At 70.5% G+C, this 22,728-nt stretch carries 24 protein-coding genes, 1 tRNA gene and 2 pseudogenes; 14 read left to right on the forward strand and 13 right to left on the reverse strand.

Annotation, left to right across the window (positions count from 1 at the left end; all coding sequences use genetic code 11):
* The first annotated feature begins 32 nt into the window (after window positions 1–32).
* Window positions 33–551, forward strand: a complete 519-nt coding sequence (locus tag OG429_RS37255; RefSeq protein ID WP_328929681.1) for a hypothetical protein — start codon at window positions 33–35, stop codon at window positions 549–551.
* A 10-nt stretch (window positions 552–561) separates the two neighbouring features.
* On the opposite strand, the pseudogene OG429_RS37260 reads toward OG429_RS37255, so the two are convergent.
* Window positions 562–1,553: pseudogene (locus tag OG429_RS37260) on the reverse strand (glycosyltransferase family 2 protein).
* A 280-nt stretch (window positions 1,554–1,833) separates the two neighbouring features.
* Between OG429_RS37260 and OG429_RS37270 the strand changes: the two are divergent.
* On the forward strand, window positions 1,834–2,271 hold the full coding sequence (locus OG429_RS37270; protein WP_328928910.1) for a hypothetical protein: 438 nt from the start codon (window positions 1,834–1,836) through the stop codon (window positions 2,269–2,271).
* Between the two features lie 179 nt (window positions 2,272–2,450).
* Here the strand turns inward: OG429_RS37270 and OG429_RS37275 are convergent, their stop codons facing one another.
* Entirely contained in the window at window positions 2,451–3,218 is a 768-nt protein-coding gene (locus tag OG429_RS37275) for a CAP domain-containing protein (protein ID WP_328929684.1), read from the reverse strand.
* A 541-nt stretch (window positions 3,219–3,759) separates the two neighbouring features.
* Window positions 3,760–4,821: an Lrp/AsnC family transcriptional regulator gene (locus OG429_RS37280; RefSeq protein WP_328929685.1), complete on the reverse strand. Its 1,062-nt coding sequence runs from the start codon at window positions 4,819–4,821 to the stop codon at window positions 3,760–3,762.
* A gap of 104 nt (window positions 4,822–4,925) precedes the next feature.
* Here OG429_RS37280 and OG429_RS37285 point away from each other — a divergent pair, with 104 nt between their 5' ends.
* Together OG429_RS37285 and OG429_RS37290 are read left to right on the forward strand one after the other, a co-directional pair.
* The gene (locus OG429_RS37285) at window positions 4,926–5,315 is read left to right on the forward strand and encodes a VOC family protein (protein ID WP_328930539.1); all 390 of its coding nucleotides are present in this window, start codon (window positions 4,926–4,928) and stop codon (window positions 5,313–5,315) included.
* Between the two features lie 29 nt (window positions 5,316–5,344).
* Window positions 5,345–5,818 carry a DoxX family protein gene (locus OG429_RS37290; RefSeq protein WP_328929686.1) on the forward strand — a complete coding sequence of 158 codons (474 nt, stop codon included), beginning with the start codon at window positions 5,345–5,347 and terminating at the stop codon, window positions 5,816–5,818.
* A gap of 74 nt (window positions 5,819–5,892) precedes the next feature.
* Here the strand turns inward: OG429_RS37290 and polX are convergent, their stop codons facing one another.
* Window positions 5,893–7,608, reverse strand: coding sequence for a DNA polymerase/3'-5' exonuclease PolX (gene polX / locus OG429_RS37295; protein ID WP_328929687.1), 1,716 nt, complete (start codon window positions 7,606–7,608; stop codon window positions 5,893–5,895).
* 118 nt (window positions 7,609–7,726) lie between these two features.
* Here polX and OG429_RS37300 point away from each other — a divergent pair, with 118 nt between their 5' ends.
* Window positions 7,727–8,086: a hypothetical protein gene (locus OG429_RS37300; RefSeq protein ID WP_328929688.1), complete on the forward strand. Its 360-nt coding sequence runs from the start codon at window positions 7,727–7,729 to the stop codon at window positions 8,084–8,086.
* Between the two features lie 62 nt (window positions 8,087–8,148).
* Window positions 8,149–8,225 (forward strand) — tRNA-Met (locus OG429_RS37305).
* A 127-nt stretch (window positions 8,226–8,352) separates the two neighbouring features.
* Here the strand turns inward: OG429_RS37305 and OG429_RS37310 are convergent.
* Together OG429_RS37310 and OG429_RS37315 are read right to left on the reverse strand one after the other, a co-directional pair.
* Complete coding sequence (locus tag OG429_RS37310; RefSeq protein WP_328929689.1) at window positions 8,353–8,628, reverse strand: hypothetical protein; 276 nt, start codon at window positions 8,626–8,628, stop codon at window positions 8,353–8,355.
* 538 nt (window positions 8,629–9,166) lie between these two features.
* Window positions 9,167–9,469, reverse strand: coding sequence for an antibiotic biosynthesis monooxygenase (locus OG429_RS37315; RefSeq protein ID WP_328929690.1), 303 nt, complete (start codon window positions 9,467–9,469; stop codon window positions 9,167–9,169).
* Between the two features lie 377 nt (window positions 9,470–9,846).
* Here OG429_RS37315 and OG429_RS37320 point away from each other — a divergent pair, with 377 nt between their 5' ends.
* Window positions 9,847–10,479, forward strand: coding sequence for a hypothetical protein (locus tag OG429_RS37320; protein ID WP_328929691.1), 633 nt, complete (start codon window positions 9,847–9,849; stop codon window positions 10,477–10,479).
* A gap of 16 nt (window positions 10,480–10,495) precedes the next feature.
* Here the strand turns inward: OG429_RS37320 and OG429_RS37325 are convergent, their stop codons facing one another.
* Window positions 10,496–11,404 carry a LysR family transcriptional regulator gene (locus OG429_RS37325; RefSeq protein ID WP_328929692.1) on the reverse strand — a complete coding sequence of 303 codons (909 nt, stop codon included), beginning with the start codon at window positions 11,402–11,404 and terminating at the stop codon, window positions 10,496–10,498.
* Between the two features lie 48 nt (window positions 11,405–11,452).
* On the opposite strand from OG429_RS37325, the gene OG429_RS37330 reads away from it, so the two are divergent.
* Complete coding sequence (locus OG429_RS37330) at window positions 11,453–12,334, forward strand: NAD(P)-dependent oxidoreductase (protein WP_328929693.1); 882 nt, start codon at window positions 11,453–11,455, stop codon at window positions 12,332–12,334.
* Here the strand turns inward: OG429_RS37330 and OG429_RS37335 are convergent.
* Both OG429_RS37335 and OG429_RS37340 read right to left on the reverse strand, forming a co-directional pair.
* The gene (locus tag OG429_RS37335; protein ID WP_328929694.1) at window positions 12,260–12,778 is read right to left on the reverse strand and encodes a hypothetical protein; all 519 of its coding nucleotides are present in this window, start codon (window positions 12,776–12,778) and stop codon (window positions 12,260–12,262) included. The two genes, OG429_RS37330 and OG429_RS37335, sit on opposite strands and share 75 nt — an antisense overlap.
* A 305-nt stretch (window positions 12,779–13,083) precedes the next feature.
* Window positions 13,084–13,875 (reverse strand): SDR family NAD(P)-dependent oxidoreductase, encoded by a 792-nt coding sequence (locus tag OG429_RS37340; protein ID WP_328929695.1) that lies wholly within the window; start codon window positions 13,873–13,875, stop codon window positions 13,084–13,086.
* Window positions 13,876–14,016: 141 nt separating this feature from the next.
* Between OG429_RS37340 and OG429_RS37345 the strand changes: the two genes are divergently transcribed.
* The 5 genes from OG429_RS37345 to OG429_RS37365 all read left to right on the forward strand — a co-directional run bounded on the left by OG429_RS37345 (window position 14,017) and on the right by OG429_RS37365 (window position 17,959).
* Complete coding sequence (locus tag OG429_RS37345) at window positions 14,017–14,589, forward strand: TetR/AcrR family transcriptional regulator (protein ID WP_328929696.1); 573 nt, start codon at window positions 14,017–14,019, stop codon at window positions 14,587–14,589.
* A gap of 213 nt (window positions 14,590–14,802) precedes the next feature.
* Window positions 14,803–15,378: a hypothetical protein gene (locus OG429_RS37350; protein ID WP_328929697.1), complete on the forward strand. Its 576-nt coding sequence runs from the start codon at window positions 14,803–14,805 to the stop codon at window positions 15,376–15,378.
* Window positions 15,379–15,781: 403 nt separating this feature from the next.
* Window positions 15,782–16,684, forward strand: coding sequence for a DUF4344 domain-containing metallopeptidase (locus tag OG429_RS37355; protein WP_328929698.1), 903 nt, complete (start codon window positions 15,782–15,784; stop codon window positions 16,682–16,684).
* Between the two features lie 287 nt (window positions 16,685–16,971).
* On the forward strand, window positions 16,972–17,463 hold the full coding sequence (locus OG429_RS37360; RefSeq protein WP_328929699.1) for a potassium channel family protein: 492 nt from the start codon (window positions 16,972–16,974) through the stop codon (window positions 17,461–17,463).
* A gap of 52 nt (window positions 17,464–17,515) precedes the next feature.
* Window positions 17,516–17,959 (forward strand): DUF1398 family protein, encoded by a 444-nt coding sequence (locus tag OG429_RS37365; protein ID WP_328929700.1) that lies wholly within the window; start codon window positions 17,516–17,518, stop codon window positions 17,957–17,959.
* A 297-nt stretch (window positions 17,960–18,256) separates the two neighbouring features.
* Here the strand turns inward: OG429_RS37365 and OG429_RS37370 are convergent, their stop codons facing one another.
* The 3 genes and pseudogenes from OG429_RS37370 to OG429_RS37380 all read right to left on the reverse strand — a co-directional run bounded on the left by OG429_RS37370 (window position 18,257) and on the right by OG429_RS37380 (window position 20,635).
* Window positions 18,257–18,979 carry a hypothetical protein gene (locus tag OG429_RS37370; protein WP_328929701.1) on the reverse strand — a complete coding sequence of 241 codons (723 nt, stop codon included), beginning with the start codon at window positions 18,977–18,979 and terminating at the stop codon, window positions 18,257–18,259.
* A gap of 147 nt (window positions 18,980–19,126) precedes the next feature.
* Window positions 19,127–19,942: pseudogene (locus tag OG429_RS37375) on the reverse strand (M20/M25/M40 family metallo-hydrolase).
* Between the two features lie 96 nt (window positions 19,943–20,038).
* Entirely contained in the window at window positions 20,039–20,635 is a 597-nt protein-coding gene (locus tag OG429_RS37380) for a hypothetical protein (protein ID WP_328929702.1), read from the reverse strand.
* 336 nt (window positions 20,636–20,971) lie between these two features.
* On the opposite strand from OG429_RS37380, the gene OG429_RS37385 reads away from it, so the two are divergent.
* Window positions 20,972–21,868 carry an erythromycin esterase family protein gene (locus OG429_RS37385; RefSeq protein WP_328929703.1) on the forward strand — a complete coding sequence of 299 codons (897 nt, stop codon included), beginning with the start codon at window positions 20,972–20,974 and terminating at the stop codon, window positions 21,866–21,868.
* 54 nt (window positions 21,869–21,922) lie between these two features.
* Here the strand turns inward: OG429_RS37385 and OG429_RS37390 are convergent, their stop codons facing one another.
* Window positions 21,923–22,615 carry an AAA family ATPase gene (locus OG429_RS37390; protein ID WP_328929704.1) on the reverse strand — a complete coding sequence of 231 codons (693 nt, stop codon included), beginning with the start codon at window positions 22,613–22,615 and terminating at the stop codon, window positions 21,923–21,925.
* Between the last annotated feature and the right edge of the window lie 113 nt (window positions 22,616–22,728).

The following is a 22,728-nucleotide window of genomic DNA, read 5'->3' on the forward strand; positions in this document are numbered from 1 at the left end:
ACGAGCGCGGAGCTGGAGATGAGCGAATTCCCATGCCCGTGCGCTCCTGTATCGAAAGCGAGGCCGGGTCGGCGAGCGCTGCTGGTGACAACGCGTACGAGACCATCCAGGAATCCAGTTACCGGCAAGGAGGCCTGCGCCAACCCTTCGAGGAGATGCGGATGGCCTACGGTTTTCCCTTCAGTGACTGGTACAGGCCCAAAGGGCACTTGCGCTGGCTGGTGGAGCACAGCCTTGCCGCGCACAGGACCCAGCTCTGGCTGAACCTCGCCTTCATGCTGCTCGTGCTGGCGACGGCCGCGGCGCAACTCATCCGGAACCGTCGGCTCGACGTTGCGGAGTGGGCCGCCTTGATCTTGACGGTAGAGATCTTCTGGCTGCCGTTCTTCGCCGGCGCGGAAATGTCGTGGTATCGCAATCATGCGCACATGTTCGTCGGACTCGTCCTGGTCAGGAGCATGTCCCGATGGATTCAGGTGCCACTGCTGGCATTTTGTGCGATCCAGTACGTCCTTTTGGGGGCGATGTTCTTCGCCGGCGTGCTCGTGTGACCGGCGACCTTCATTGCTGTTCTTCGTCTGTGTCACGAGCGACGAAATAAGTGGGCCGGGCCTGGACGGCAGTGTAGATGCGGGCCACGTACTCGCCGAGCATGCCCAGGCAGAAGAGCTGAACGGCACCGAAGAACAGGAACGTGATGATCAAGGAGGTCCAGCCGGGCGGGGTGCTGCCCGTGGCGTAGACGGTGAGGGTCCAGGCGAGGAACGCGAGGCAGACGAGGATGCTGAGGGCGCCGACTGCCGTGGCCAGGCGCAGTGGGGCTGCCGAGAAGCTGGTGATGCTGTCCAACGCCAAGAGGGTCATTTTGTGCAGGGGGTATTTGGTGGTGCCGGCCACTCGCTCTCCGCGCTCGTACGTGACCTGGCCGGAGGGGAAGCCGAGCGAAGGGATGAGCAGACGATAGATCTGCTGCTGGTCGGGAAGGGTCTTCAGGGTTTCCACGACAGGGCGGGACAGCAGGCGGAAGTCGCCGGCCTTGGCGGGGACGAAGGAGCCGGCCAGACGGCGCATGAGCCAGTAGTACGCGGCGGCTGTCAGGCGTTTGAATCCGGTGTCGGCGGAGCGGTCGACACGGACGGCGTAGACGATGTCCAGACCGTCTGCCCGGGCCAGGGCGAGCATTTCGGGGATGACGTCCGGCGGATCCTGGAGGTCCGCGTCGATGCTGATCACGTAGGCGCCGCGGGCGCGGCGCAATCCGGCGGTAAGGGCGGCTTGGTGGCCGCTGTTTCGCCGGAGGGTCACGATGCGCAGCTGGGGCCAGACGGTGCGCAGATCTTCCAGCAGGCGGGGGGCTTGTCGGTCGAGCCGTCATCGACGGCGAGGACCTCGTACGGTTCGCCGGACCCGTCCAGGACCGGCCGGAGCCGGGCCGTCAGAACAGGCAGGACCTCTTCCTCGCTGAAGATGGGAACCACGATCGACAGAGCGATCGATCTCCTGTGTGCGTCATACACAGCACTCATGATGTGGGAAGCGTCTGAAGCCGGCATTTTGGGAGACCGGCAGGAATCGCCCGCATCGAGGCCGCGAAGGTCGGCGGGACCTTCCTTGCCGGGTCCTCCGTCGGCGCTGCGGCAGCCTTGTACCAAGATCGGTTCTCGACGTCCAGTCACGTGTTCGAGTGGCGTGACGCACGTCCCCCGGCAGGGTTTATTTGAAGTACGCCCTCACCGGGGAATCCCCGGAGGAAATGAGGTCGAAATATCATCCCGGCCCGTTTCCCCGGGGCGGTACAGAACCCCTCTTTTTTATACCGAATGGAGAATTCCCATGTTCGAGCTCTTCTCGACCCGTCGTGTCGTTCTGGCCGGAGCTTCCCTGGCGCTGGTGGGTGGCGGTATCGCCCTTCCGGCGACCGCGATGGCCGCCCCGGCCGCCGCCCCGCAGCAGGCCGTCACCCTCGCCCATAGCGACGACAGCGCCGACGGCATCGGTACCGGCGGCGACGCCAACGCCGAGAACACCACGGTCGGCGGTGAGGCCACCGGCGGCGCCGCGAACTCAGGTGTCGGCAACTGCAAGGGCAAGTGCGAAATCACCACTGGTAACGCCACAGGCGGCAACGCCAGCGCCGACGCCACCAACCTGGGCGACGCCACGGCCGTCGGCGGTGACGGCACCGGCACCGGCGGCACCGTGAACAAGGTCAACAAGCAGGTCATCAAGAACCAGCTCAAGCAGGACCTGAAGCAGAAGCTCGGTAAGTGACGACACCGACAGCCCCGCGGCCCCCGGGATTCCGTCCCGGCGAGCCGCCCGTACAGCAGATGCCGGAGAGGCCCACAGCCTCTCCGGCATCTGCTGTACGGGGCCCCGTCATCCGTGAACCGGCGTCCCCTCGGTGTCGCTGCCGGCGCCCGGGTCTCACTCGGGCCGGGTCGTCGATGTCAGCGGGCCGCGCCGAAGTCCTGGGTCCAGTAGGAGTTCGGCTGTGCGAGGCCGACGCCGATCTCCTTGAACGCGCAGTTGAGGATGTTCTCCCTGTGCCCAGGGCTGTTCATCCAGCCGATCATGACCTGCTCGGGCGTGCTGTAGCCGTACGCGACGTTCTCGCCGTAGGTCATCCAGGCGTAGCCGGCGCGGGTGATGCGCGCGCCCGGGTCCGAGCCGTCGGATCCGGTGTGCGACATGTTGGAGTGCGCGGCCATGTCCTTGCTGTGGTTCAGCGCGGCAGCCGTCAGCTTGTCATTGACGGTGAGGGCCGAGCACCCGGCCTTGGCGCGCTCCTTGTTCACGAGGGCCACCACCTCGGCGGCAGGGCCGGAGGGCGCGGCGGTCGGGGGGCTCGGGGGCTTCGAGGTGACCGGAGGCTTCGGCCGGGCCGGGGCCGGGGCCGGCTTGGCGGACTGTGTCTCCCGGGGCGGCTGGGTCGCCGCGGTGGAGGGCTTCGCCGTCTGCGGATCCTGCGTCGGCTGCCCGGTCGGCTCGGGCGTCCCGGTCGGGGTGGCCACGGGTGCCGCCTGGTTCTGGATCGACGCGACGGGCGAAGGTGCGCTGGGCGAGGCGGGTGCGCTCTGCCTCTCGGAGGCCCTCGTCGTACCCGTCTCCTGGGTGTCCCAGCATGCGATCGCGGCGGTGGGTATGCCCACGATGCCCAGGGTGACGGCGGCGATCGATATCTTCTTGTATTGCTTCCTCTTGCGGTGCTTCTGCATACGGGCCTCACTTGGTTTCTGCGAAGCGTCCTGCGCCTGAGCTGTCTGAACGCCGGGCGGGCCGCCATTCTTAAAAGCCCTGGAACGGGCTGGCAAGTCTCGCCGCCGGCACACGCGGCGGCGCCGTGCGGCGGACTTGAAATGGGCGGACAGTCGTGCTCGACGTGCGCTCGGCGGCCTGCGTGAAGCAGGTGACGGCCATCAGAAACACCTGTGACGTGGCAAGTTGGAGCGGGTCGTCCCATAACCTGAGGTGCTCATTACGGTGGACAGGGGGAATGTCGACCCCGGTTGGACAAATCTCGACATGTCGGTGAGCCCGTGGTGGACGTAATGGTTCCGTGACCCTCCAAGCCGCTGTGATGCATGTCACTGTTTCGCGTGGAACCGGAGGTGCAGCCGAAGGGCGCGCGCTGCACCCCGGGCCAAGGGGTGCAGCCCGGCCCGGCGCTGCCCGCGACCGGGTGGCGTAGCGGCCCCGCGGCCAGGGTCCTGCAGCCTTCGTCGGGGATGCCCGAGGCGTCCGTTAGGGGTCGGCTGGTCAGCGCCGCTGTTCCCGTCCCGGACCGTACCGTCCCGCACCGCGCCGTTCCGGCCGTTCCGCCATCGCCGGCACGAGGAGCGGGCCCGCCCGTTTTGCGCGGCGCTGGACCAGCGCGGTCTCCATCCGGCCGATGCCCGGCAGCGCGGCCAACTCGTCGGCCAGGTAGTCGTAGAGGGCATCGGTGTCACGGCACTGCACCATGGCGAAGACCGCCGCCCGGCCCGTGGTGACGGCGGCGAAGGCGACCGCGTCGTGCCGTGACAGCGCCCGCGTCACCTCGACCAGCGAGGCCGGCGCCACCTCCAGCCACAGCAGCGCCTCCAGGGGGAAGCCGAAGTGGGACGGGTCCACGTTCACCTCGAAGTGGAGCACCCCGGCGGCCCGCAGTCCGGCGACGCGGCGGCGCACGGTCGAGGCCGACCAGCCGGTGACGGCGGCCAGCCGTGCCACGTCCGCCCGGCCGTCCCGGGCCAGTTCGCCGGCGAGCCGTGCCTCCGCCTCGCCCCAGCCGGACGCTTCATCGGGCGCTTCCCCGTCGCCCGGTGGCTCCGGCGCGGGACCGAGCAGAGCCGCCTGCTCGAACGCCTCCAGCGCGCTCGTCCGCCCTGCCCAGCCGCCGACACCGGCAACCTGGCGCAGCACGCAGCCTGCCTCTACATCCCGTACCCCCGGGGTTCGCAGCAGATGGTCGAAGAGCGCGCGCCCGCTGTCCGTACCCGAGGCCGGAGTGCGGACCATGCAGGTCAGCCGCGTTCCGCCGACGAGCGGAGCGATCCACGAGGTGTCGTCCCGCTGCGCGAGGGCGGCGGTGAGCGCGTCGGCGGCGTCAGGTGTGCAGTCGATGCGGACGAACCAGTCGAGCATGCCGATCCGCCGGCTGTCGACGAGCCCGACGACTCGGACCACGAGGGCCGACCGCAGCCGGTGGTAGCGGCGTGCGACGGTGCGCTCCGGGACCCCGAGCACGGTGGCGATCCTGCTGAACGAGACGCGTCCGTCGATCTGCAGAGCATGGATCAAACGGCGGTCCAGCGCGTCGAGCGTGACGGATTGCGTCATGACATCGCACCGATGCGTCTGATTGCGTCCATTGCGGCGACTGTACAGCGCCCACGCGAGTACCGGACAGGACGCTGGGGATGACCGAACGAGAGAGGCAGATCATGTTGACCGTCCTTCCCATCAGGTACGTGGCCGACGTCGAGGCGTCCCGGGACTTCTACGCCGGGCTGGGGCTCACTGTCCGGCAGGAGCCCGGCGCGGCCGTCTGGGTCCGGCTGACCGCAGCCGCGGGCGCCGTCGGCGTCCATGCCGCCGCCGTCTCGCAGGGGCGGCCGCCCGGCGCCACCGAACTGGGCTTTGCGACGGATGAGCCGCTGGAGGAGGTCGCGCAGCGGCTCCGACGGAGCGGCTACCCGTACGAGCTCGTCGAGGAGAACTTCGGCCGCAGCATCCGGGTCACCGACCCGGACGGGGTCGTCGTGCAGATCCAGCAGATCGACCCGGACACCGTCCGTAGGTCGGCCGAGGCCATGACCGGCGACCACGCCTGACCCGGGCGTCACGCAAGGGAGGTCCTGACGTGGAACCGCTCATCACACTCGTCACCGTCGCAGGCCTGCTGCTGCTCGCCGGGGCGCTCGGCGCCGTCCGGTTCCGGCGGCCGACCGCCGCCCTGAGGGGCGGTCTGGCGGCCATGTTCGCGCTCACCGGGGCCGCGCATTTCGTCGGGATGCGCGAGGAGATGGTCGCCATGGTGCCACCGGCCCTGCCGGCCCCCGAGCTGCTCGTCACGCTGACCGGCCTCGCCGAACTCGCCTGCGCGCTGGGGCTGCTGTGGTCGCGGACCGCCCGGGCCTCGGCCGCAGTACTCACCGCACTGCTGGTCGCGATGTTCCCCGCGAACGTCTACGCCTCCGGCGGCGACGTGCCCTGGTGGGACCGGCTCGGCCCCCGGACGGCCATGCAGGCCCTCTTCCTCGCGGCCACCGTGACCGTGCTGGTCCGCCACGGCCGGGCGGTCGCGGGGACCGGGCCCGAGCCCCCGCGGGGGTGAGCGCCGGCTCCGCGCTGTCGACCGACGGCGCGGGCGACTCACCGAGAGGGGGTCGGCGCCGACCGGTTCCCCGCTCAGGGGCGCAGGAACCGGCGCAGCCGGGCCAGCGGCCACGCGTTGATGACGTCGTCCTTCGTCAGCCAGCCCCGCTGGGCGGTGCCCACCCCGTAGCGCACGTACGGCAGGTGGGTGGGGGAGTGCGCGTCGGAGTCCACCGCGAAACGCACCCCGAAGCGCTTGGCCCGCAGGATGTCCTCGTCGCACAGATCGAGCCGCTCCGGGTGCGAGTTGACCTCCAGGGCGGTGCCGGTCCGCGCGCAGGCCCGGAACACCTCGTCGAAGTCGGCCTCGATGCCCGGCCTGCGGCCGATCCGGCGCGTGGTGGGGTGCCCGATGACCTGCACGTACGGGTTCTCGCAGGCCCGCACCAGGCGACGGGTCTGCGCGCGGGGGTCCAGCCCGAAATGCGAATGCACCGAGGCCACGCACAGGTCGAACCCGGCCAGGAACGCATCGGGCCAGTCCAGCTCCCCGTCGGGCCCGATGTTGAGCTCCGTGCCGTGCAGCAACCGCATCCCGTGGTGCGCCCCTTCCAGCGCGCGCACCTGCTCCCGCTGGGCGAGGACCTTCTCGTCGGTCATCCGCTGCATGAAGAGGTTCGGGGCGTGGTCGGTGACGGCGTAGTACGCGTATCCACGCGCGGCCGCGGCCGCCACCATCTCCTCGAGCGGTGCCAGCCCGTCGGTGAGGTCGGTGTGCGTGTGCAGGTCACCCCGCAGGTCGCCCTCCTCCAGTACTACGGGCAGCTCGTCGCGCAGCCCGGCCGCGACCTCCCCGCGGTCCTCGCGCAGCGTCGGCGCGATCCACGGCAGGCCGAGCCGGGCGTAGATCTCCTCCTCCGTCCCGGAGGCCAGCCGTTCACCGCTGTCGGCGTCGAAGAGCCCGTACTCGGAGAGCTTGAGCCCGTGCCGTACGGCCAGCTCCCGGGTGCGTACGTTGTGCGCCTTCGACCCTGTGAAGTACTGCATGCCCGCTCCCCAGGATTCGGGCGGCAGCACCCGCAGGTCCACCTGGAGTCCGCTCGTCGTGCGGACGGAGGTCTTCTTCGCGCCGTGCGCCAGGACCTCCGCCGTACCGGGCAGCCGCACGAGGGCTTCCATCACCGGGACGGGCCGCTCCGACGCCACCAGCACGTCGATGTCGCCGATGGTTTCGCGCATCCGCCGCAGCGACCCGGCGTACGCGCACCGTACGACGCCCGGCACCGACGAGAGCTCACCGGTGATCTGCTCGGCGATCTCGGTCGCGGCGCCGATGAGGATGCGGCTGCCCGCCTTCTGCATCAGCGAGATGCCGGCGAGTATGTTCTCCTCGCTCTTCTCCCCGAAGCCCCGCAGGTCGCGCAGCCGCTCCGCGTGGATCGCGTCGAGCAGCTGGTCCACCGTGGAAACCCCGAGCCGCTCGTGGAGCAGCATGGCGCGCTTCGGGCCGAGCCCCGGGATCCGGGTCAGCTCCCGCACCCCCGCCGGGACGGCCGCCCTGACCTCGTCGATGGCCGGGACGCGGCCGGTGCGAAGGTAGTCCAGTACCTTCTCGGCGATCGACGCGCCGACGTTCGGGATCTCCTTGAGCCCCTTCGCGTCGAGTTTCGCGACATCCAGTGGACTGCCCCCGATGGAACGGGCGGCCTTCTCGTAGGCGCGCGCCTTGAAGGCGTCCCCGCCGCTGATCGCGATCAGGTCGGCGTACTCCTGGAGCAACGCCTCGACCTTGTCGTTGACCCGGGTCATGTCTCCAGGGTCCCTCCGGCCGCGGAGAGCCGCACGCAACCATGGCCCTGAGCGGCCTGCAAGCCTGAGCCGCTCGGGATCCCGGCGATGACCACGGTCGGTGCGCGACCATGGGGACATGAGGATCGAGCTTCTCGTCGTCCCGGACTGCCCTCACACGGAGCCTGCGGTCGACCTGCTGCGGCAGGCCCTCGATGAGGTCGGACCGTATGGCGCTCCGGTGGTCACGCGAGTGATCCCTGGTCAAGCCGAGGCCGAGCGGTCCGGTTTCACAGGCTCACCGACCTTCCTGATCGACGGCCTTGACCCGTTCACCGAGCCCGGCCGTCCGCTAGGGATGTCGTGCCGGCTGTACCGGACACCGGCCGGGCTCTCTGGCCTGCCCACTCTCGACCAATTGCGGCAGGCACTGACGAGCGCCCTTGCGGCGGGCGGTCCCCGCACCCGGGGCGGCACCGAGCCGCCGACCGGAGGCTGAGGCGCAACGCAGCGCAGCCCGGAGGTCCGCCTCCGCGCGCCGCAGCGTCCTACGGTGGAGGTCGCCGGGTGGAGCGGGGCGGCAGCTCGCTGGGCTCATATCCCAGAGGTCGCGGGTTCACATCCCGCCCCGGCCACCAGAAGGACGGGCCCGCCGCATACGTGCGGCGGGCCCGTCCGCGTTCTGCGTCCGGGCGGCCCGCCACCAGGCGGCCGCGGCCGGACCGATGGCCCCGACGCCAACCGTCCCCGGAGCCCTCGTGGTTGCTACTTCGGAGCCACCCGACAGGCCTGGTCCGCGACGTCCTTGGAGATGCCGGCCTCGTCGAGGCTGGCGGTGCAGCTGGTCTGGTTACCGATCTGACCCTCGTAGCACGCCTGCCGGACGTCGTTCGTGACCTGCGAGTTGTGTTGCGCGACGTATTGCTCGCACTGCTGGGAGTTCGCGTGGGCGGCTGTGGCGGCCGGGGCTGCGAGGGCGATGCCGCCGACGGCGAGGGCCAGGCCGGCGAGGATGCTGGGGACACGAGCCGACGGACGCATGCGGATGCACCTGCTCTCTCGGTCGGTCACGCGATCCGCGAGTGCGCCGGACCACGGGCGGGGGCGGCGCGGAGCAGGCAGTCCGAGAGGCGACCGGCTCGACGCATCCGCCACCCTCGCCCTTCCGACGCTAGAGCACGGCACCGGTGCACGCACTTCAGGCCGGCCGGGGCCATCCGGAAGGGCGCCCGGACTCCCGCACGCCCTGGACCACGTACCTCCCGTATGCCGGAAACGGTCGAACGTTCCGGTCCGTGCCCGTCCGCCGGGCACGATCGGACTTCTGCATCACCTGGCCCCTGCGGATTGCCTCATAGTGCGGACAGTGGCCGAATCGGCACTGACGGTGGTGTGTTCCCCCTCCGTGTCTGCGAGCTCGGGCCGGCTCGGGGCACGGGGCCGGGGGAGCGTCAGCCGTGTCTGGCCGGACACGGCGATGCGGCCACCAGTCGCGTGTCTGGTTCGATGACGACCTGCACGTTCGCCGAGAACCGGCGGGGCCGGGCTGGTTGCCCGACACGACGCTCTGCAGCGCCCTTCAGAGGCCGGTCGGCTCCGCGAGCATGTCGTCGACGATGTGCAGCCGCGTTTCCGGGAGGCGCTCCGCGATCGCCTCGGTCATCATCGCCGCTCCCTGCGGATCCGGCATCGCGCACTGTTCGCGGGCTTCCGCGTCGGGCCACCGTGCGTAGGCCACCCACGTGCCGTCGTCCGCCTGATGCAGGCGGGAGCCGTAACTGCCGCACTGGGAGTGGATCGCCGCCGTCACCCGGTGCCAACCATCGACGAACAGTTGCTCCTTGCCCTCCTGGAGGCGCCATCGATAGATCACTGCGAACATTCCGGGATCCCCCTCGTCTCGGCACTGCTCGTCAGACGATAGGCGATCGCCTCAAGTGGCGTGATCTTCAGGCCACTTGCGGCGGGGCCGAGCCGATCGTCGTCGTCGGCAAGCGGAGCCGGATGTTCGCCACCGCGTACTGCACGGGCCGGGGCTACCGCATCGACGTGCCGGGCAGCGCCCGCATCCTGATCGCCGGGAACCGTCGGCGCCTACCGCCGGCGCCGAACCGTCGGCCCGACAGGCAACCGGACGGCCAAACGGAACCGGAACCCCTCCCGCCGGACCGCCGCCCCCGGTGATCATGAAGGTCGGCACGTGAGGGAGAATCCGGATGGCCGGACAGGCCGGCCCGACGACGAACAGGAGCAGGTCCGTTGACCGACGAGGGGCGCGAACAGGCCCAGGAGTTCCTGCAACCGGGGGAGCGGCTCATGGCCTGGTGCTCCTTCGAACTCGGTCCGGGAGTGCCGGCTCCTCCCGAGTCTCTGCTCGCCCCGCCGGAGCCGTCTGCGCTCCAGCGGCGGATCGAGGAGAGGCTGCCCGGGCCGCTGAGGCAGCTGGCCAAGTCCCGCGTGCTCGACCCCCGCAGGTCGAGGCCGGCTGCCGCGGCGGGCGCGATCGACCGGATGCCGGACGCGGTGGACAACCTCGGCACCCGGTTGATGCACGGCAAGAGCATGGAGGGCGGCTGGCAGAGTGCGGCCGGGCACTTCGTCATCGGCCGGGCCAACGCGCGCGGCTCGGCCGCGGGGGTACTGGCCGTCACGGACAGGCGCTGGTTCGGCCTGAGCGACGTCTCACAGCTGTGGCAGATGACACCGGTGATGAAGCAGTGCTGGGAAGCGCCCCGATCGGCCGTCTCCGCCGTGCGCGCCCACCCGACGGGCGTGCTCCAGAAGGGGCGCATGGACATCGAGTTCACGGACGGCTCCTGGGTCGCCCTCGTCGCCTCGGTACCCCGAAACGCCGCGGGTTTCGTCGAGGCCGCTGCCCGCTACCCGCGCTAGGCGGTCCGCACCCGGCTCAGGATGCCAGCCCGTGCGCGGCCTCCTTCAGGAGGGCCAGGAAGGCCAGGGCCGCGGGGGAGGGGACGCCCCCGCGCGCGGTGGCCGCGTAGACCTGGCGGCGCGGGGTGTCGTCCGGGTGCAGAGGGACGAGCGCGAGGTCGGGTCGCGCGGAGGAGGCGGCGAGCGCCGGGATCAGGGTGACGCCGAGCCCGGCCGCGACGAAGCCCTGCTTGGCGATCCAGTCGGCTGCGACGAAGCCCGTCCGCGGGTGGAACCCCCCCTCCAGTGCGGAGCGCATCAGCGTGTCCTCGGGGCGGGTGCCGCCCGCGATCCACTCCTCGTCGGCCAGTTCGGCCAGCCTCACGTCGGCGCGCCCGGCGAGCCGGTGGCCGCACGGCAGGGCCACGTACATCCGCTCGTCGAGCAGGTGGTGGGGGGTGCAGCCCTGCGGGGGCCGCCCGGAGGTGTCGGCGACGACGGCGAGGTCGAGGTCCCCGGCGGCGAGGAGGGCCAGGTGCTTGGCGGAGGGGCCCTCGGTGCGGGTGACGGCGACGGCGGGGTGGCGGGTCCGGAAAGCCGCGAGCGCGCGAGGCAGCAGCGCGGCGTCGGCGGTGGAGAAGGCACCGATCCGCAGCCGCCCGGCGCCGACGGTGCGCAGGGCGTCGAGTTCGGCTCGGGCGGTACGCAGCCGTTCGCCGACGGCCTCGGCGTGCGGGAGCAGGATCCGGCCGGCCTCGGTGAGGCGGACCCCACGCGGAAGGCGGTCGAAAAGCGGGGTGCCCCACTCGTCCTCCAGGACCTGTATCTGCCGGGAGACCGCGGACTGGGTGTAGCCGAGGGAGCGGGCGGCGGCGGTGAAGGAGGCCAGGCGGGCCACGCGGAGGAAGACCTCGTACAACTCATGCGGTGTGGGCATGGCAGCCATGCTAGACATTCGCTTGTCGCATGCCAGGGGCGGGCCTAGCGTCGTCGCATGGACACAGCGAAGAAGATCGCATTCCTCGGCCTCGGCCACATGGGTGCACCTATGGCCCGTCACCTGCTCGCCCAGGGGCACGCATTGACGGTGTGGAACCGGACGCCGGACAAGGCGGAAGCACTGGCGGCGGCCGGTGCGACGGTCGCCGCCACACCCGCCGGTGCGGTCCGCGACGCGGACCTCGTCGTCACGATGCTGGCCGATCAGGCGGCCCTGCGGGCCGTCTCCGACGCCCTCCTGTCGGACTCGGCGGCCCTGCGGCCCGGCGTCCACTGGATCGATACCTCGACGGTCGGGCCGGACACGGTGAGGGCGCTCGCGGCGCGGCTGCCGGAGGGCGTGACGCTGACCGACGCGCCGGTGATGGGAAGCGTGGACCGGGCCGCCACGGGAAAGCTGTGGGTGCTGGCGGGCGGCGACCCGCTGCCCGGCCCGGTCCGCGAGCTGCTGAACACCCTCGGCGAGGTCACCGTGTGCGGCCCTGCGGGCTCCGGCGCCGCCCTCAAGCTGGTGCTGATCAACGCGGTGGTCGGCGGAGTCGGACTGGTGGCGGAGGCCCTGAGGCTGGGCCAGGTCCTGGGCCTGCCGCAGGAGCTGGTCCGCGCCGAACTGGCCCGCGGACCGCTGGCCGGCGCGGTGGCCCGTACGTACGCCGACGCCTCCCACTTCCCGGTGGCCTTGGCCGCGAAGGACGTGGCCCTGGCCACCGGCCACGCCCCGCTCCCGATCCTGGAGGCGGTGCACGCCACGCTCACCGCCCGACCGGACCTCGCGGACCAGGACCTCTCCCACATCAGGCCCTCAGCGGCCTCGGACGTGACACGGTGCTCGAAGGTGCAGCGCCAGGGTGGCGAGGTAGTCCGTGACTCGGCGTAGTGCCGCGGTTCGTAGGCCCCGTCCAGGACCATGGCGCGGGACGGTGCCGACGTAGCTGCCGAAGGAACGGCCGTAGAAGGTGAGCGCCTCCTCGCCGGGGGCCTGCCGGAGCAGGTCGATGTCCTTGGCGTTCGAGCCGGTGCCGATGAACGGCACGAGGTCTGTCGACCGTTGCTGACAGGCGGTGGCGAAGTCGAGGCCCTGCCGGACGGCGCCCCGCAGGGCTCCCGGGCCGGGTACGCCGCGTGCGGCGTCGGCGGCGGCGGAGTACTCCTTGTCGTTCCAGCACTGCACCTGACCGCTGCGCGCCACGCCGCGCATGTCGTACCCGACGACGTCGAAGGCGTCACGGAGGGAGGCAGGGAGCGCGGCGTAGCGGTTACGGGCGACGGGCGAAGTCCACGCCGGAGTTGCCGGGTCCGCCGGGGTGCAGCAGCAGGACACCGGTGCGGTGGGCCCGGTCGGCCGCGAGCCGCCGGGTGACGGCGAGCGGGATCGTACGCCCGGTGGGCCGGCGGTAGTCCAGCGGTAGCTGGGCGGTCGCGCACTCGAAGCCGTCCCCCGGGGCGTCGGCGCCCGCGCCGTCGCAGGGGCCCCAGGAGTTGATTCCTCAATACCACCGGAAGGTGACCGCTCTTCCCGCCGGGGGAACCATCGGGCACGCCGGTGATGGCCAGGGCGGGGCCGGAGAACGGTGCGGGAACCAGCGCGAGCGGTGGTCCCGACCGGGGGTGCGGGACCGCCGCCCCCTAACGGCGTGAGCGCTGGGACTCGACGATCTGTCGCACGGAGCCGTCGACGTCCGCCCGGGCCTGGACCCGCTCGGCGAATCCGGGGAACTGCCCGGCGATGGCACTCAGCAGCCGCAGCTCCAGCGGCGCCACGTTGACCTCGCACCGGTCGCGGCGGACGGCTCGTACGACGCCGTCGGCGACCTGGCCGGGCGTGACGGTCCTGATGCCGTTCGGCGTGGCGGCACCGGTGGCCGCGAACATCCCGGCGTCGCGGACGAAGCCGGGCTGGACCAGGGACACCCCCACCCCCGTGCCCCTGAGTTCCTGGCGCAGGGCGAGGGCGAATCCGCGCAGCCCGAACTTCGTCGCGTTGTACAGGGAGGTCGACTTGGTCGCCGCCTTGCCGGAAATGGAACCGACCAGCACGATGTGGCCGCGGCCGCGGGCGACCATGTGCGCCGCGAGCAGTCGGGAGAGAAGGACGGGTGCCCGCAGGTTGACGTCGAGGGCGCGGTCGAGCTGCTCCTCGGTGTAGTCCAGGAGGTCGCCGCTGGCGGGCAGGGCTGCGTTCGCGACGAGGATGTCGGCCTCGGCGCAGGTCTCGGCGAGGCGGACGACGTCGGCCCGGGCGGCCAGATCGGCGACCACGGCGCGGGCGCCGCACGCGTCCGCGGTGACCTTGAGGGCTTCCTCCCGCCGCCCGGTGACGGTGAGGCGGGCTCCCTCCGCGGTCAGGCGCGCGGCCAGGGCGGAACCGATACCTCCGGTGGCCCCGGTGAGCACAACGTTCGATCCGGATATGTCCACTACGACTCCCCTGCGGCGTCCCTCTACTGTTCGTTCGAACGAACAGTAGAGATCGCTCCGCCCCCTGTCCACACCTCCGTTGCCCCCAACTCCCCAGCCCTGCCTGGGCGACCACGTAGGACGATGGGGCAGAATGTCGACATGCCCCATGCTTCCGACACCCGCCAGAGCATCATCGACGCCGTGCTGCGGATCATCGGGCAGGACGGCATCGCCGCCGTCACCAACCGGCGGATCGCCAAGGAGGCCGGAGTCTCCCTCGGCTCCGTCACCTACCACTTCGCCACCCAGCACGAGCTGCTGCGCGAGAGCCTGCTGCACTTCGTGGCGGAGGAGACCCGGCACTTCACGGAGCTCGCCGACGCGTGCACCGACGAGCGCTTCGACATCGGGCAGGCGGCCGAGGTGGTGGCGCAGGTCGCGGGCGGCAACGCCTTCGACAGCCGCCACATCGCGCCCTTCGAGCTCTACGTCCAGGCCGGCCGCGACGAACGGCTGCGTGCCGCCGCGGCCGAGTGCTTCGCCGCGTACGACCTGCTGGCCACCCGGATCCTGACCCACCTCGGCGTGCCGGACCCCGAACGCCTGGCCGGCGTGGCCGTCGCCCTGGTTTTCGGGCAGCAGCTGCGTCGGCTGGCGACCGGCGCCCCGGCCGAGGACCTCGTCGACACCCTGCTGATCCTCACGAAGTTCACCCCGACGCAGACGCCGTAGGCTTCGCGGGGTGGCGGGCCGTACGGCGCCCGGCCGTCACCTCCCGGCGCCATCTTGTACCGACCGGTAATTCCAGCCAATTGTTGCCATGCCCCTGACAGGCTCCTGACACTTCAGGGCGGCTGTGGGACGCTCCCGGCACGCACTCCGCACCCCCTGAGAGGCCCAGCGCCTCGCCCACCCCCACCAGTACGTGGCATGGAGGAGCGAATCATGAGGCACATCGCGCCCATCACGCACGGAATTCACGCGGGGCACAGCACCCGCAGGACCCGCAGCACCCGCGTCACACGCATCGTCGGGATCGCGACGCTGGTCGTCGCCGCGGCCTTCACCGGTACCGGCACCGCCCTCGCGCAGGGCTCCGGCGCCTCGGCCGCCGAACAGAAGGTCGACGGCGTGATGGTGGTCGCCGGCAACAGCTGCAGCTGGACCAACGCGAGCACCAGCGCCGCTGCCCCGGACGCCCTCACCGTCGACCGCACCACGATCAACGCCCCCGGCGGCAACCTGGCCTGTGGTGGCGGCATAGCCGCCACCCTCAACAACAACCCCGCCTTCACCTTCGACGACGCCGCCGGGACGGCGCGGACGGATCTGATCGACATCACCGGCAGGCAGAGCTTCATCTCCTGCCGCTACAAGGCGACGAACATCGTGTGGGACCGCGACGGCGTGAGCCGGAAGTACATCAACCGGGCCTTCACCGCCGCCAAGACCTCGGGCAGCTTCCTGTGTCCGGGCTCGGTCACCACCCCGGCCGGGGACGCGTCCATGCTGTTCCGCTGAGCCGGCCGCCCCTCACGACGGCCGCCTCCCGGGCCGGTTCCGGCGGCACGCGCCCCCGTCAGCGACTCCCGAAATCTGGGTGATGCGCAGGGTGCAGGGTGAGCCGGAGTTTCCCGTACCAGGAGGCGGCCGACGCGGTGCAGCGGTGCACGTCGCCCCAGGCGCCGTGATGCACGAGCGCGACCGGCCTGAAGTAGCGGGGAGGAATCACCAAAAAAGGGTTCTTGTGGACAAAGGGCTCGTCGATCATAATCCGCGTGTCAGGTTCGAGTTCCGCTCCGGCATCGGGAAACGGCTCCGGCGGCCGCCGGTGCAACCGCCCGCCGCAACGCCTTGACCGAGGAAAGGAGCCGGGGTGCTGAGTAGTAGTGGGTACTCGGCCAAGCGGAAGGCGGCTTTCGCGGTGGCGCTGTTCCTTGCCGCCTTCGCCGTCGTCTCGTGCGGCGGCGACGCGGTCGGCGCGAGTGGCGAGGTCACGGTCGTCTACGAGGACGACGCGATCAAGCCGAAGAACCGGCATGCCGTAGAGGTGATCCGGAAGTCCGGCGTGCTCGAGCAGGCCGCCGACTGGGTGAACAAGTCGGTTGACCTCCCGCACGACATGGTCGTGAAAGTCACCGACAAGGTCCCACCGGGTGTCACGGATGCGGTCACCCAGCCCGACGGCAGGACGATCTACGTGCCTCCGGCGTTCCTGACCCAGATCGAAGAGACCCTCAGTGGCGTGGTCAAGACCGTCAAACGGCCCGCCCTGTTGCCCGAGGCCAAGTTCAACGTTGACGACCTGACCGCGCTGTCGACCCAGTTCATCTTCGGCCACGAGCTGGGCCATGCTCTGCAGCGCCAGCTTCAGCTCGCGAACCTCGGCCTCGAGGAGGACGCCGCAGACGGGTTCGCGTCGTTCTACACCATCAACGAGGTAGGGCCGGGCCCGACGCTGGCGACCGCGATCCTTTTCGACGAGCTCGCCCGCGCGGAGGGCAAGCTGACGCTGGAGGGGTTCGCGAGCGATCACCCCGTCACCCAGCAAAGGGTCTTCAACTACCTTTGCTACCTCGAGGGAAGCGACCCGAAGAAGTTCTACGGGCCCCTGGTCGATGCGGGATACCTGCCGAAGTCCCGCGCCCCACTGTGTCCGCAGGCCTGGGCGATGCTGGACTACGGCTGGTGGACCCAACTCCAGCCGCATTTCACCGAGGCGTTCAAGGCGCAGGGCGACACGTCGCAGGAGAACGCGCACGACCAACTGATCGCGGAGACGGAAGCCCTGGGGAAGCAGATCGACAAGCTCCGCAGCGAGCAATGAGCATCCCGGGTCATCTGTCACGGCCTGTTATGGACTGCATGGACTGCATGGCCCATATGGCCGAGTTGGGCCCCGGCATGTCCGGTTGCGCCGCGCGGCCCGGCCGGACCGGGAAGGCGCGACCCACGCGTGGGGCCATGCCGGTGATTTCCTGGTGCGCCTGCCGCGCAGCGCCCGTCTCACCGGAGAGGTTGGGGTCAGGGCATGCGCTGAGTCGGGGTGGAGTCGTGAACGGGAATGTGGGTGGTCACCGTCGGCAAGTACTGCTTGCCTCCGTGCGTTCGCTGATGACGGCGACGCTCCTTGTGGCCGCCTACTACCTGCTGCCCATGGACTCGGCCTTCACGGTCACGACCGTCATCGTGCTCGTCGGTGGCGTCGTGGCCGTGGCCGTGCTCCTGTCCTGGCAGATCTACACGATCACACTGTCTCCGCGGCCCGGGTTGAAGGCCATGGAGGCCATGGCGGTCACCGCGCCGCTCTTCGTCCTGCTGTACGCCACGGCATGCTTCCTGTTGGAGCACAGCGCGTCGGGCAGCTTCAGTGAACCTCTGTCGCGCACGGACGCGTTGTACTTCGCGATGACCGTGTTCAGTACGGTCGGATTCGGGGACATCACTGCGTGCAGCGAGCCGGCCCGCCTGCTGACAACGGGGCAGATCACGCTGAATCTGCTGCTGCTCAGTGTGGCGGCCCGACTCCTGGCCAGCGCAGTTCAGCGGGGCCGGCAACGCCAAGGTCTGTCTGCGGGCCCGGGCGAGAGCGACAGCACGTCCTGATCGACGGCAGCCCGCAGCCGGTTCACCCGGGTGGAGTCTGCCCGTCGGCCTCATGGCGGTGCACCTGATCGATGAGGCGGCGCAGCAGGGCGCGCGCTGCGGCGATCTCGTCGCCGGGGATGCCGGTGGTCAGCGCGCGGTGGGCATCTGTGGCCCGGGCCGTGAGGCCGAGGCCCTGCGCCGGGCCGGAGTCACCCGCTGCCGGATGGCCGTGCCGTCGAACGCCATGCTCTACCTCACCGACGCAGGACCCGTCGCCGTCCAGGGCGAACCGCTGGCCACCGGCATGCTCGACGTCATGCCGTTCGACCGCCAGGCACTCGTCACAGCGCTGCGTGCCGACCAGGCCGGCCAGACCACCTTCGCCGAGTTCGTCCAGGGCTGCTGGAACGCCGGCATCGTCTGGTACGACGTCGACCTCAACGCGCGGAACTGCACCTACTACGGCGCCCACGGCGAGAGCTACGTCGAGACCTACCCTGCCGTCGAAATCTGACGATCCGGTTTTCGTCGCGGTCCGTCCGCCGTACGCCGAGGCTCAGCGTGGCCTGGCCTGGCCTGGCCTGGCCTGGCTTGGCCCGGCCGCGGCGCAGGCCGGTCGAATGCGTCGGCGGTGCCTTCGAGGTGCACGTAGGCCGGCCCGAGTGCGGCCGGTTCGGTCAGTAACGCCGTGCAGAACTCGGGGCCACCCGCCCCCTCCATGAGGCCCGGCCGGGCCATCCACGGGGCAGGTGGCCGCGGACAGGGCCGGAGCAGGCGGGGGTTGGGTGGCCTACGGAGCGGGGGTGACGGGTCAGGCCACTACCGCTTCCCTCTCGTCCGTCGTGTCGGTGGCCGGAGCCGCCGTGGACAGCTGCTCGCCCACCGCGGGCTGGACGGGCGCGGAGTACATGACCGAGCCCTGCTTGTGTTCCTTTTCGATGAGGTTCTTCCTGGCCAGTGCTTCGAGGGCGTTACGGACGACCTGGCCGGATGCGGGCCGACCGGGGTGTGCCTGGGCCAGTTCGGTGGTGACCTCGCTGACCATGCGGGGTTCGGCGGCGCTGACGAGGAGGGCCAGGACGAGTTCGCGCAGCGGGGGCTCCGCCGTCTTGCCCGTCTTCGCCTCGGTGGTCTTCTTCGCGGTGGCTGCGGTGGCTGCGGTGGTCTTGGCCTTCGCGCTGGATGCGACCCCCGAGGTCTTCCTGGGCTGTGCTGCCTTCCTTCCTGCTGCGCGGCCGGTGGCCTTCCTCGCCTTCCGGGGCGGGGGAACGGTCGCGGTGTCATGTGCGGGGGACTGGCCGGGCTGCGGCGCCACCTGGCCGCCGGAGGCCACAGCCCCGTCCGCGGCCGGGGGCAGTGAACCCTGCATGCCGTGAAGCCAGCTTTCGTCGGCCTTCAACTGCTTCAGGCGTTCTTCGAGTTCCGTGATCTGCGCGGAGACCTGATCCTGTTCCTTGCGGTTGGTCTCGAGATCTGCGGCGAACCGCTGCGCGTACACGTTGTGGATGGGCGTGGTGTCCGGGTCGTTGGCCACTTGCGGCTCACTCTCCTCATACCTCACGGTGTTGCTGCCGGATGTTACCCACCAACACCCGCCCGTAGTTCCCTCCTGGCGAGATCCGCTGTATTCCACCGGCGCGGCGAAGAGCAATGCTCAGGGCATCAACCCGCCTGGGCAGCGTCAGCCGCCCTTCTGCGCGTTCTGGATCGTGTTCACGAGGCCGGCGACGAGTTGTGCTCGCTCGGCCATGGCGTCAATCACCAGGTACTCGTGGTCGGCGTGCGCACCGCCGCCGACTGCTCCCAGGCCGTCGAGTGTCGGCACGCCGAGAGCGGCCGTGAAGTTGCCGTCGCTTCCGCCACCGACTGCCTTTCCTTCGAAATCGGGAAGCAGCCGCCGCGCCACCGCGAAGAGTTCGGCCGAGGCGGACTCGGGCATCGGGGGCCGGCTGATGGCTCCTCGGACCGAAATCTGCGCCCCGTCGAGGTGCGGGGATAGAGACGCGAATGCCGATTCGATGCGGTCCTTCTCGTCGGACGTCGCGACACGGACGTCGACGAGAACCGTCGCCCCGGCGGGCACGACGGTGTCCATGGTGCCGCCGACGCGACGGTAGGGATGACGGTCGTGCCGAGGTCGGGTCGCCCGAGCGCCGCGATGTCCAACACCTGGTGGGAGGCCTCGATCAGGGCGTTGACGCCGGCTTCGGGCTCAAGGCCCGCGTGCCACGAGACCACCGAGCATGTCGAAGACCCCGGGGCCGGTGGCGTGCCCGTCCTCGACCGTGAACGGGCGGCGTTCGAGGGTGCCGAGCGGAAACACCGTGTCGTGGTGTCCGAGGATCAGTACCTTGGGGTCGCCACCGGCGGACCAGTGGACGTGCGGCCCAGTATCGCTCTCGATGAAGACGGCCTGCCCGCCCAGGCGGTCCTCGATAACACCGGCGACAGACTTGGCCGATGCCGTCAAGGCATCGATGCCAGTAGGCGAGGCCAGGTAACCGAAACGGAGCGCCCCTGGTTGTGCCGGAGCGGAAGGCGGGACTGCTGGTCAGAGCCCCCAGTGGCCGCTGCCGGCCGCCCGGATGGCCGCTCAGCCCACCTTCCAGACGACCTCGGGCGCGGTGCCGGTCTCGTTGCTCGGGGAGCTGGTGTCGCGCTCGCCCTGGAAGCCGACGAACAGGGGCTGCACGTTTTCCGGAACCAGGTAGATCTCGCAGGTGGTGACGGACTTGCCTTCGGCCAGCTTCAGGTCATTGTCGGAAGCCTCCTGGCATGGCTCGAACTTGGCTCCCCAGGAGGGGGCGAAGGAGTACGCGCGCTGCGGGTCGGTGCCGTGCAGCAGCAGCTTGTGGTTGAAGCTGACGACGCCGTCCTGCGCACCACCCTTGTGGGTGTAGGTGGTCGTGACGTAGTAGGGCGTCTTGCCGTCCAGCAGCCCGACGCCGAGCTTGTCCACCGCGGCCTTGTCGCCCTTGACGACCGAGGCCGGGGTGACGCTCAGCTGGGTCTTCGCGTTGTCCGGGAAGTGCGTCTCGGACACGTCCGCCGACGTCTTCAGGGCGAGGGGCTCGGCGAACGTCCCCTTCGCCGCGGCGGCCGGGGCGCTGTTCTCCGGCCCGCAGGCGGTGAGCGCGAAGGCGGCCAGCGCTATCGGCGCGGCAGTTCGGAGCAGGCGGCTGGTCGGCATGATGTGAATCCCCCGAGGTTCTTGATGTCCGGTCCGCGCCCCTGCGCCGACCGGTACGGCGACCCTATCCCGCCGGATGATCATGGTTTGCCACGTCCCCGTCACAGTCCTGTTGCAGCGGCGCCGACCCGGTAACTCGTCCCGAGGCCAGGGCTATTGGCAGCAATCGGGACGCTCCTGGGCGCTCGGAGATGGTTGGCTCCCGGCGGCCGGCCACCGTGTGGGGCAGGGGGATATCCCCCGGTCAAGTCGGAGGCGGACCGCAGCGCGACCCGCTCACACCCCGGGTCATGATCGTTTCACCCCAGTGGAACACCGAACCGAGGAGTGATCAGCATGACCGCGCACAAGCGGGTGATCGGCCGACGTGGGCTGCTCGCCGCGACGGCCGGCATCGTGGCCACCGTCCTGCTGGCCCCGGCAGCCTCTGCCACACCCGCCACCACGGCGACGGACGGCCGACAGGCCGACGCGCACCGCGCGCTGGAGCGCGCCGCCCACCCGCTGCGGTCGACGGAACCCGGCGGCAACACCGGCGACCTGCGGGCCCTGGGAGCCATGGTCGGCGACGCCAGGGTGGTCGGACTGGGAGAGGCCACCCAGCAGGCACTCGACCTGGTTACCGCGAACAAGGGCACCGGCGGTGACGCCTACGAATGGGCCGAACAGCACGCCCGCAACATCGCCCAGACCTTCGCCTTCACCTCCCTCGATCTGGCCGATCCGCAGTCGGTGTCCGCCGCGGAGCTCCTTCGCGACCAGGCCATGGCCGACAACACCGCCTGGTGGCAGCGCCGCACCGGCGACAAGATGCTGCTGTCGGCGCACAACGGCCACGTCGGCTACCTGTCCACCGACCCCGTGATGTACCCCACCACGCAAGGCGTCTTCCTGCGCAACGCCCTCGGCCGCGACTACGCAGCCATCGGATTCACCTTTGCCCAGGGGTCATTCCTCACGGCGACCACCTTCGGCGGGGCCTGGGACAAGGTCACCGTCCCCGCGGCCGCCCCCGACATGCACGAGTACACCCTCGACCTGGTCCGCCACCGCGACTACTACCTCGACCTGCGCACGCTGCCGGTCGCGGGCCGCAACTGGCTGAACACCCCCCGCCCCGTCTACAACGCCGGTTCGTCCTTCAAGAACGACCCGCTCCCCACCCTCGCAATCGGCCAGGCCTACGACATCCTCATCCACCTGAACCAGGTGCACGAAGCCGCCAAACTCTGACCACCCGCGCCTGGGCCCCGCCCGCCACCTGGGTTCCCGGCCGGGGTGATGCCATCAGTCCTGGGGGAGGCCGAACCGTACCGAGGTGACACGGTCTCGGAGGCCGCGGTCGAGGAGAACCAGGGAGCGGATGCCCGTACGGGCGGTGAGGCCGTCGTCCTCGATGTGCGAGAGCAGTTCGGCAAGGCCCCGCCGGTGGGTTTCGAAGGCCCGACGCGAAGCCAGCCGACGGCGGGCGTGTTGGCCGGACAGTGCCTCCTGGGGGCCGACATCGAGCACCACCATGTGCAGGGGGCGTCCGGCTCGGCGGGCCGTGTGCGCAAGCCATCGACGCATCCATGCCCGGCCGCCGCAGTCGTGGATGAGCAGGGGCCGACCGCGCCGGATCTCGGAACGCGTCCACTGCATGTGTCTCAGCCGCGCCCACGGCCGGTAGACCGCGTAGGGAAGCCACACGGGCATCCACGCCTCGTACGCGGTGCGGGTGGCGCGGGGATCCACGACGGTGGCGGCCGGGGACCAGGCACGCAGGAGCGTGCTCTTCCCGCTGCCGGGAAGGCCGGCGACGATGACCGCTGCGTGGGACGGATAGGACAGCTCGATGTCCTGGTCGCTCCGCCCCCGCAGATCGACGATTCCCCGTGGCGCGATGCGGCGGCGGGCGCCTTGCATGTCGACCTGGTCCGTGACGGCCCGAGTGCCCTGCGGCCGTTCCGTTCCGTACTCGGTGCTGAGGGGTGCGCTCACAACTGTTGGGCCGTCCGGATCTGAAGGGGTGGGAGGATCAGGAGGCTACGTGAGCCACCGCGCGCGACGGCAGGCGGGTGCCGCCTGCCGCGTTCGCCGCCCGCCGTCGGACG

It is taken from the genome of Streptomyces sp. NBC_00190 (assembly GCF_036203305.1).
Lineage (GTDB): Bacteria > Actinomycetota > Actinomycetes > Streptomycetales > Streptomycetaceae > Streptomyces.

Bases quoted from the DNA above. Each gene is read 5' to 3' on its own strand.
- OG429_RS37345 (WP_328929696.1), top strand. From the start codon at position 14,017: ATGCCCCATGCTTCCGACACCCGCCAGAGCATCATCGACGCCGTGCTG.
- OG429_RS37380 (WP_328929702.1), bottom strand. From the start codon at position 20,635: ATGCCGACCAGCCGCCTGCTCCGAACTGCCGCGCCGATAGCGCTGGCC.
- OG429_RS37385 (WP_328929703.1), top strand. From the start codon at position 20,972: ATGACCGCGCACAAGCGGGTGATCGGCCGACGTGGGCTGCTCGCCGCG.
- OG429_RS37280 (WP_328929685.1), bottom strand. From the start codon at position 4,821: ATGACGCAATCCGTCACGCTCGACGCGCTGGACCGCCGTTTGATCCAT.
- OG429_RS37300 (WP_328929688.1), top strand. From the start codon at position 7,727: ATGAGGATCGAGCTTCTCGTCGTCCCGGACTGCCCTCACACGGAGCCT.
- OG429_RS37270 (WP_328928910.1), top strand. From the start codon at position 1,834: ATGTTCGAGCTCTTCTCGACCCGTCGTGTCGTTCTGGCCGGAGCTTCC.
- OG429_RS37255 (WP_328929681.1), top strand. From the start codon at position 33: ATGCCCGTGCGCTCCTGTATCGAAAGCGAGGCCGGGTCGGCGAGCGCT.
- OG429_RS37285 (WP_328930539.1), top strand. From the start codon at position 4,926: ATGTTGACCGTCCTTCCCATCAGGTACGTGGCCGACGTCGAGGCGTCC.
- OG429_RS37330 (WP_328929693.1), top strand. From the start codon at position 11,453: ATGGACACAGCGAAGAAGATCGCATTCCTCGGCCTCGGCCACATGGGT.
- OG429_RS37315 (WP_328929690.1), bottom strand. From the start codon at position 9,469: ATGTTCGCAGTGATCTATCGATGGCGCCTCCAGGAGGGCAAGGAGCAA.
- OG429_RS37325 (WP_328929692.1), bottom strand. From the start codon at position 11,404: ATGGCTGCCATGCCCACACCGCATGAGTTGTACGAGGTCTTCCTCCGC.
- polX (WP_328929687.1), bottom strand. From the start codon at position 7,608: ATGACCCGGGTCAACGACAAGGTCGAGGCGTTGCTCCAGGAGTACGCC.
- OG429_RS37365 (WP_328929700.1), top strand. From the start codon at position 17,516: ATGGCGGTGCACCTGATCGATGAGGCGGCGCAGCAGGGCGCGCGCTGC.
- OG429_RS37275 (WP_328929684.1), bottom strand. From the start codon at position 3,218: ATGCAGAAGCACCGCAAGAGGAAGCAATACAAGAAGATATCGATCGCC.
- OG429_RS37360 (WP_328929699.1), top strand. From the start codon at position 16,972: ATGACGGCGACGCTCCTTGTGGCCGCCTACTACCTGCTGCCCATGGAC.
- OG429_RS37350 (WP_328929697.1), top strand. From the start codon at position 14,803: ATGAGGCACATCGCGCCCATCACGCACGGAATTCACGCGGGGCACAGC.
- OG429_RS37310 (WP_328929689.1), bottom strand. From the start codon at position 8,628: ATGCGTCCGTCGGCTCGTGTCCCCAGCATCCTCGCCGGCCTGGCCCTC.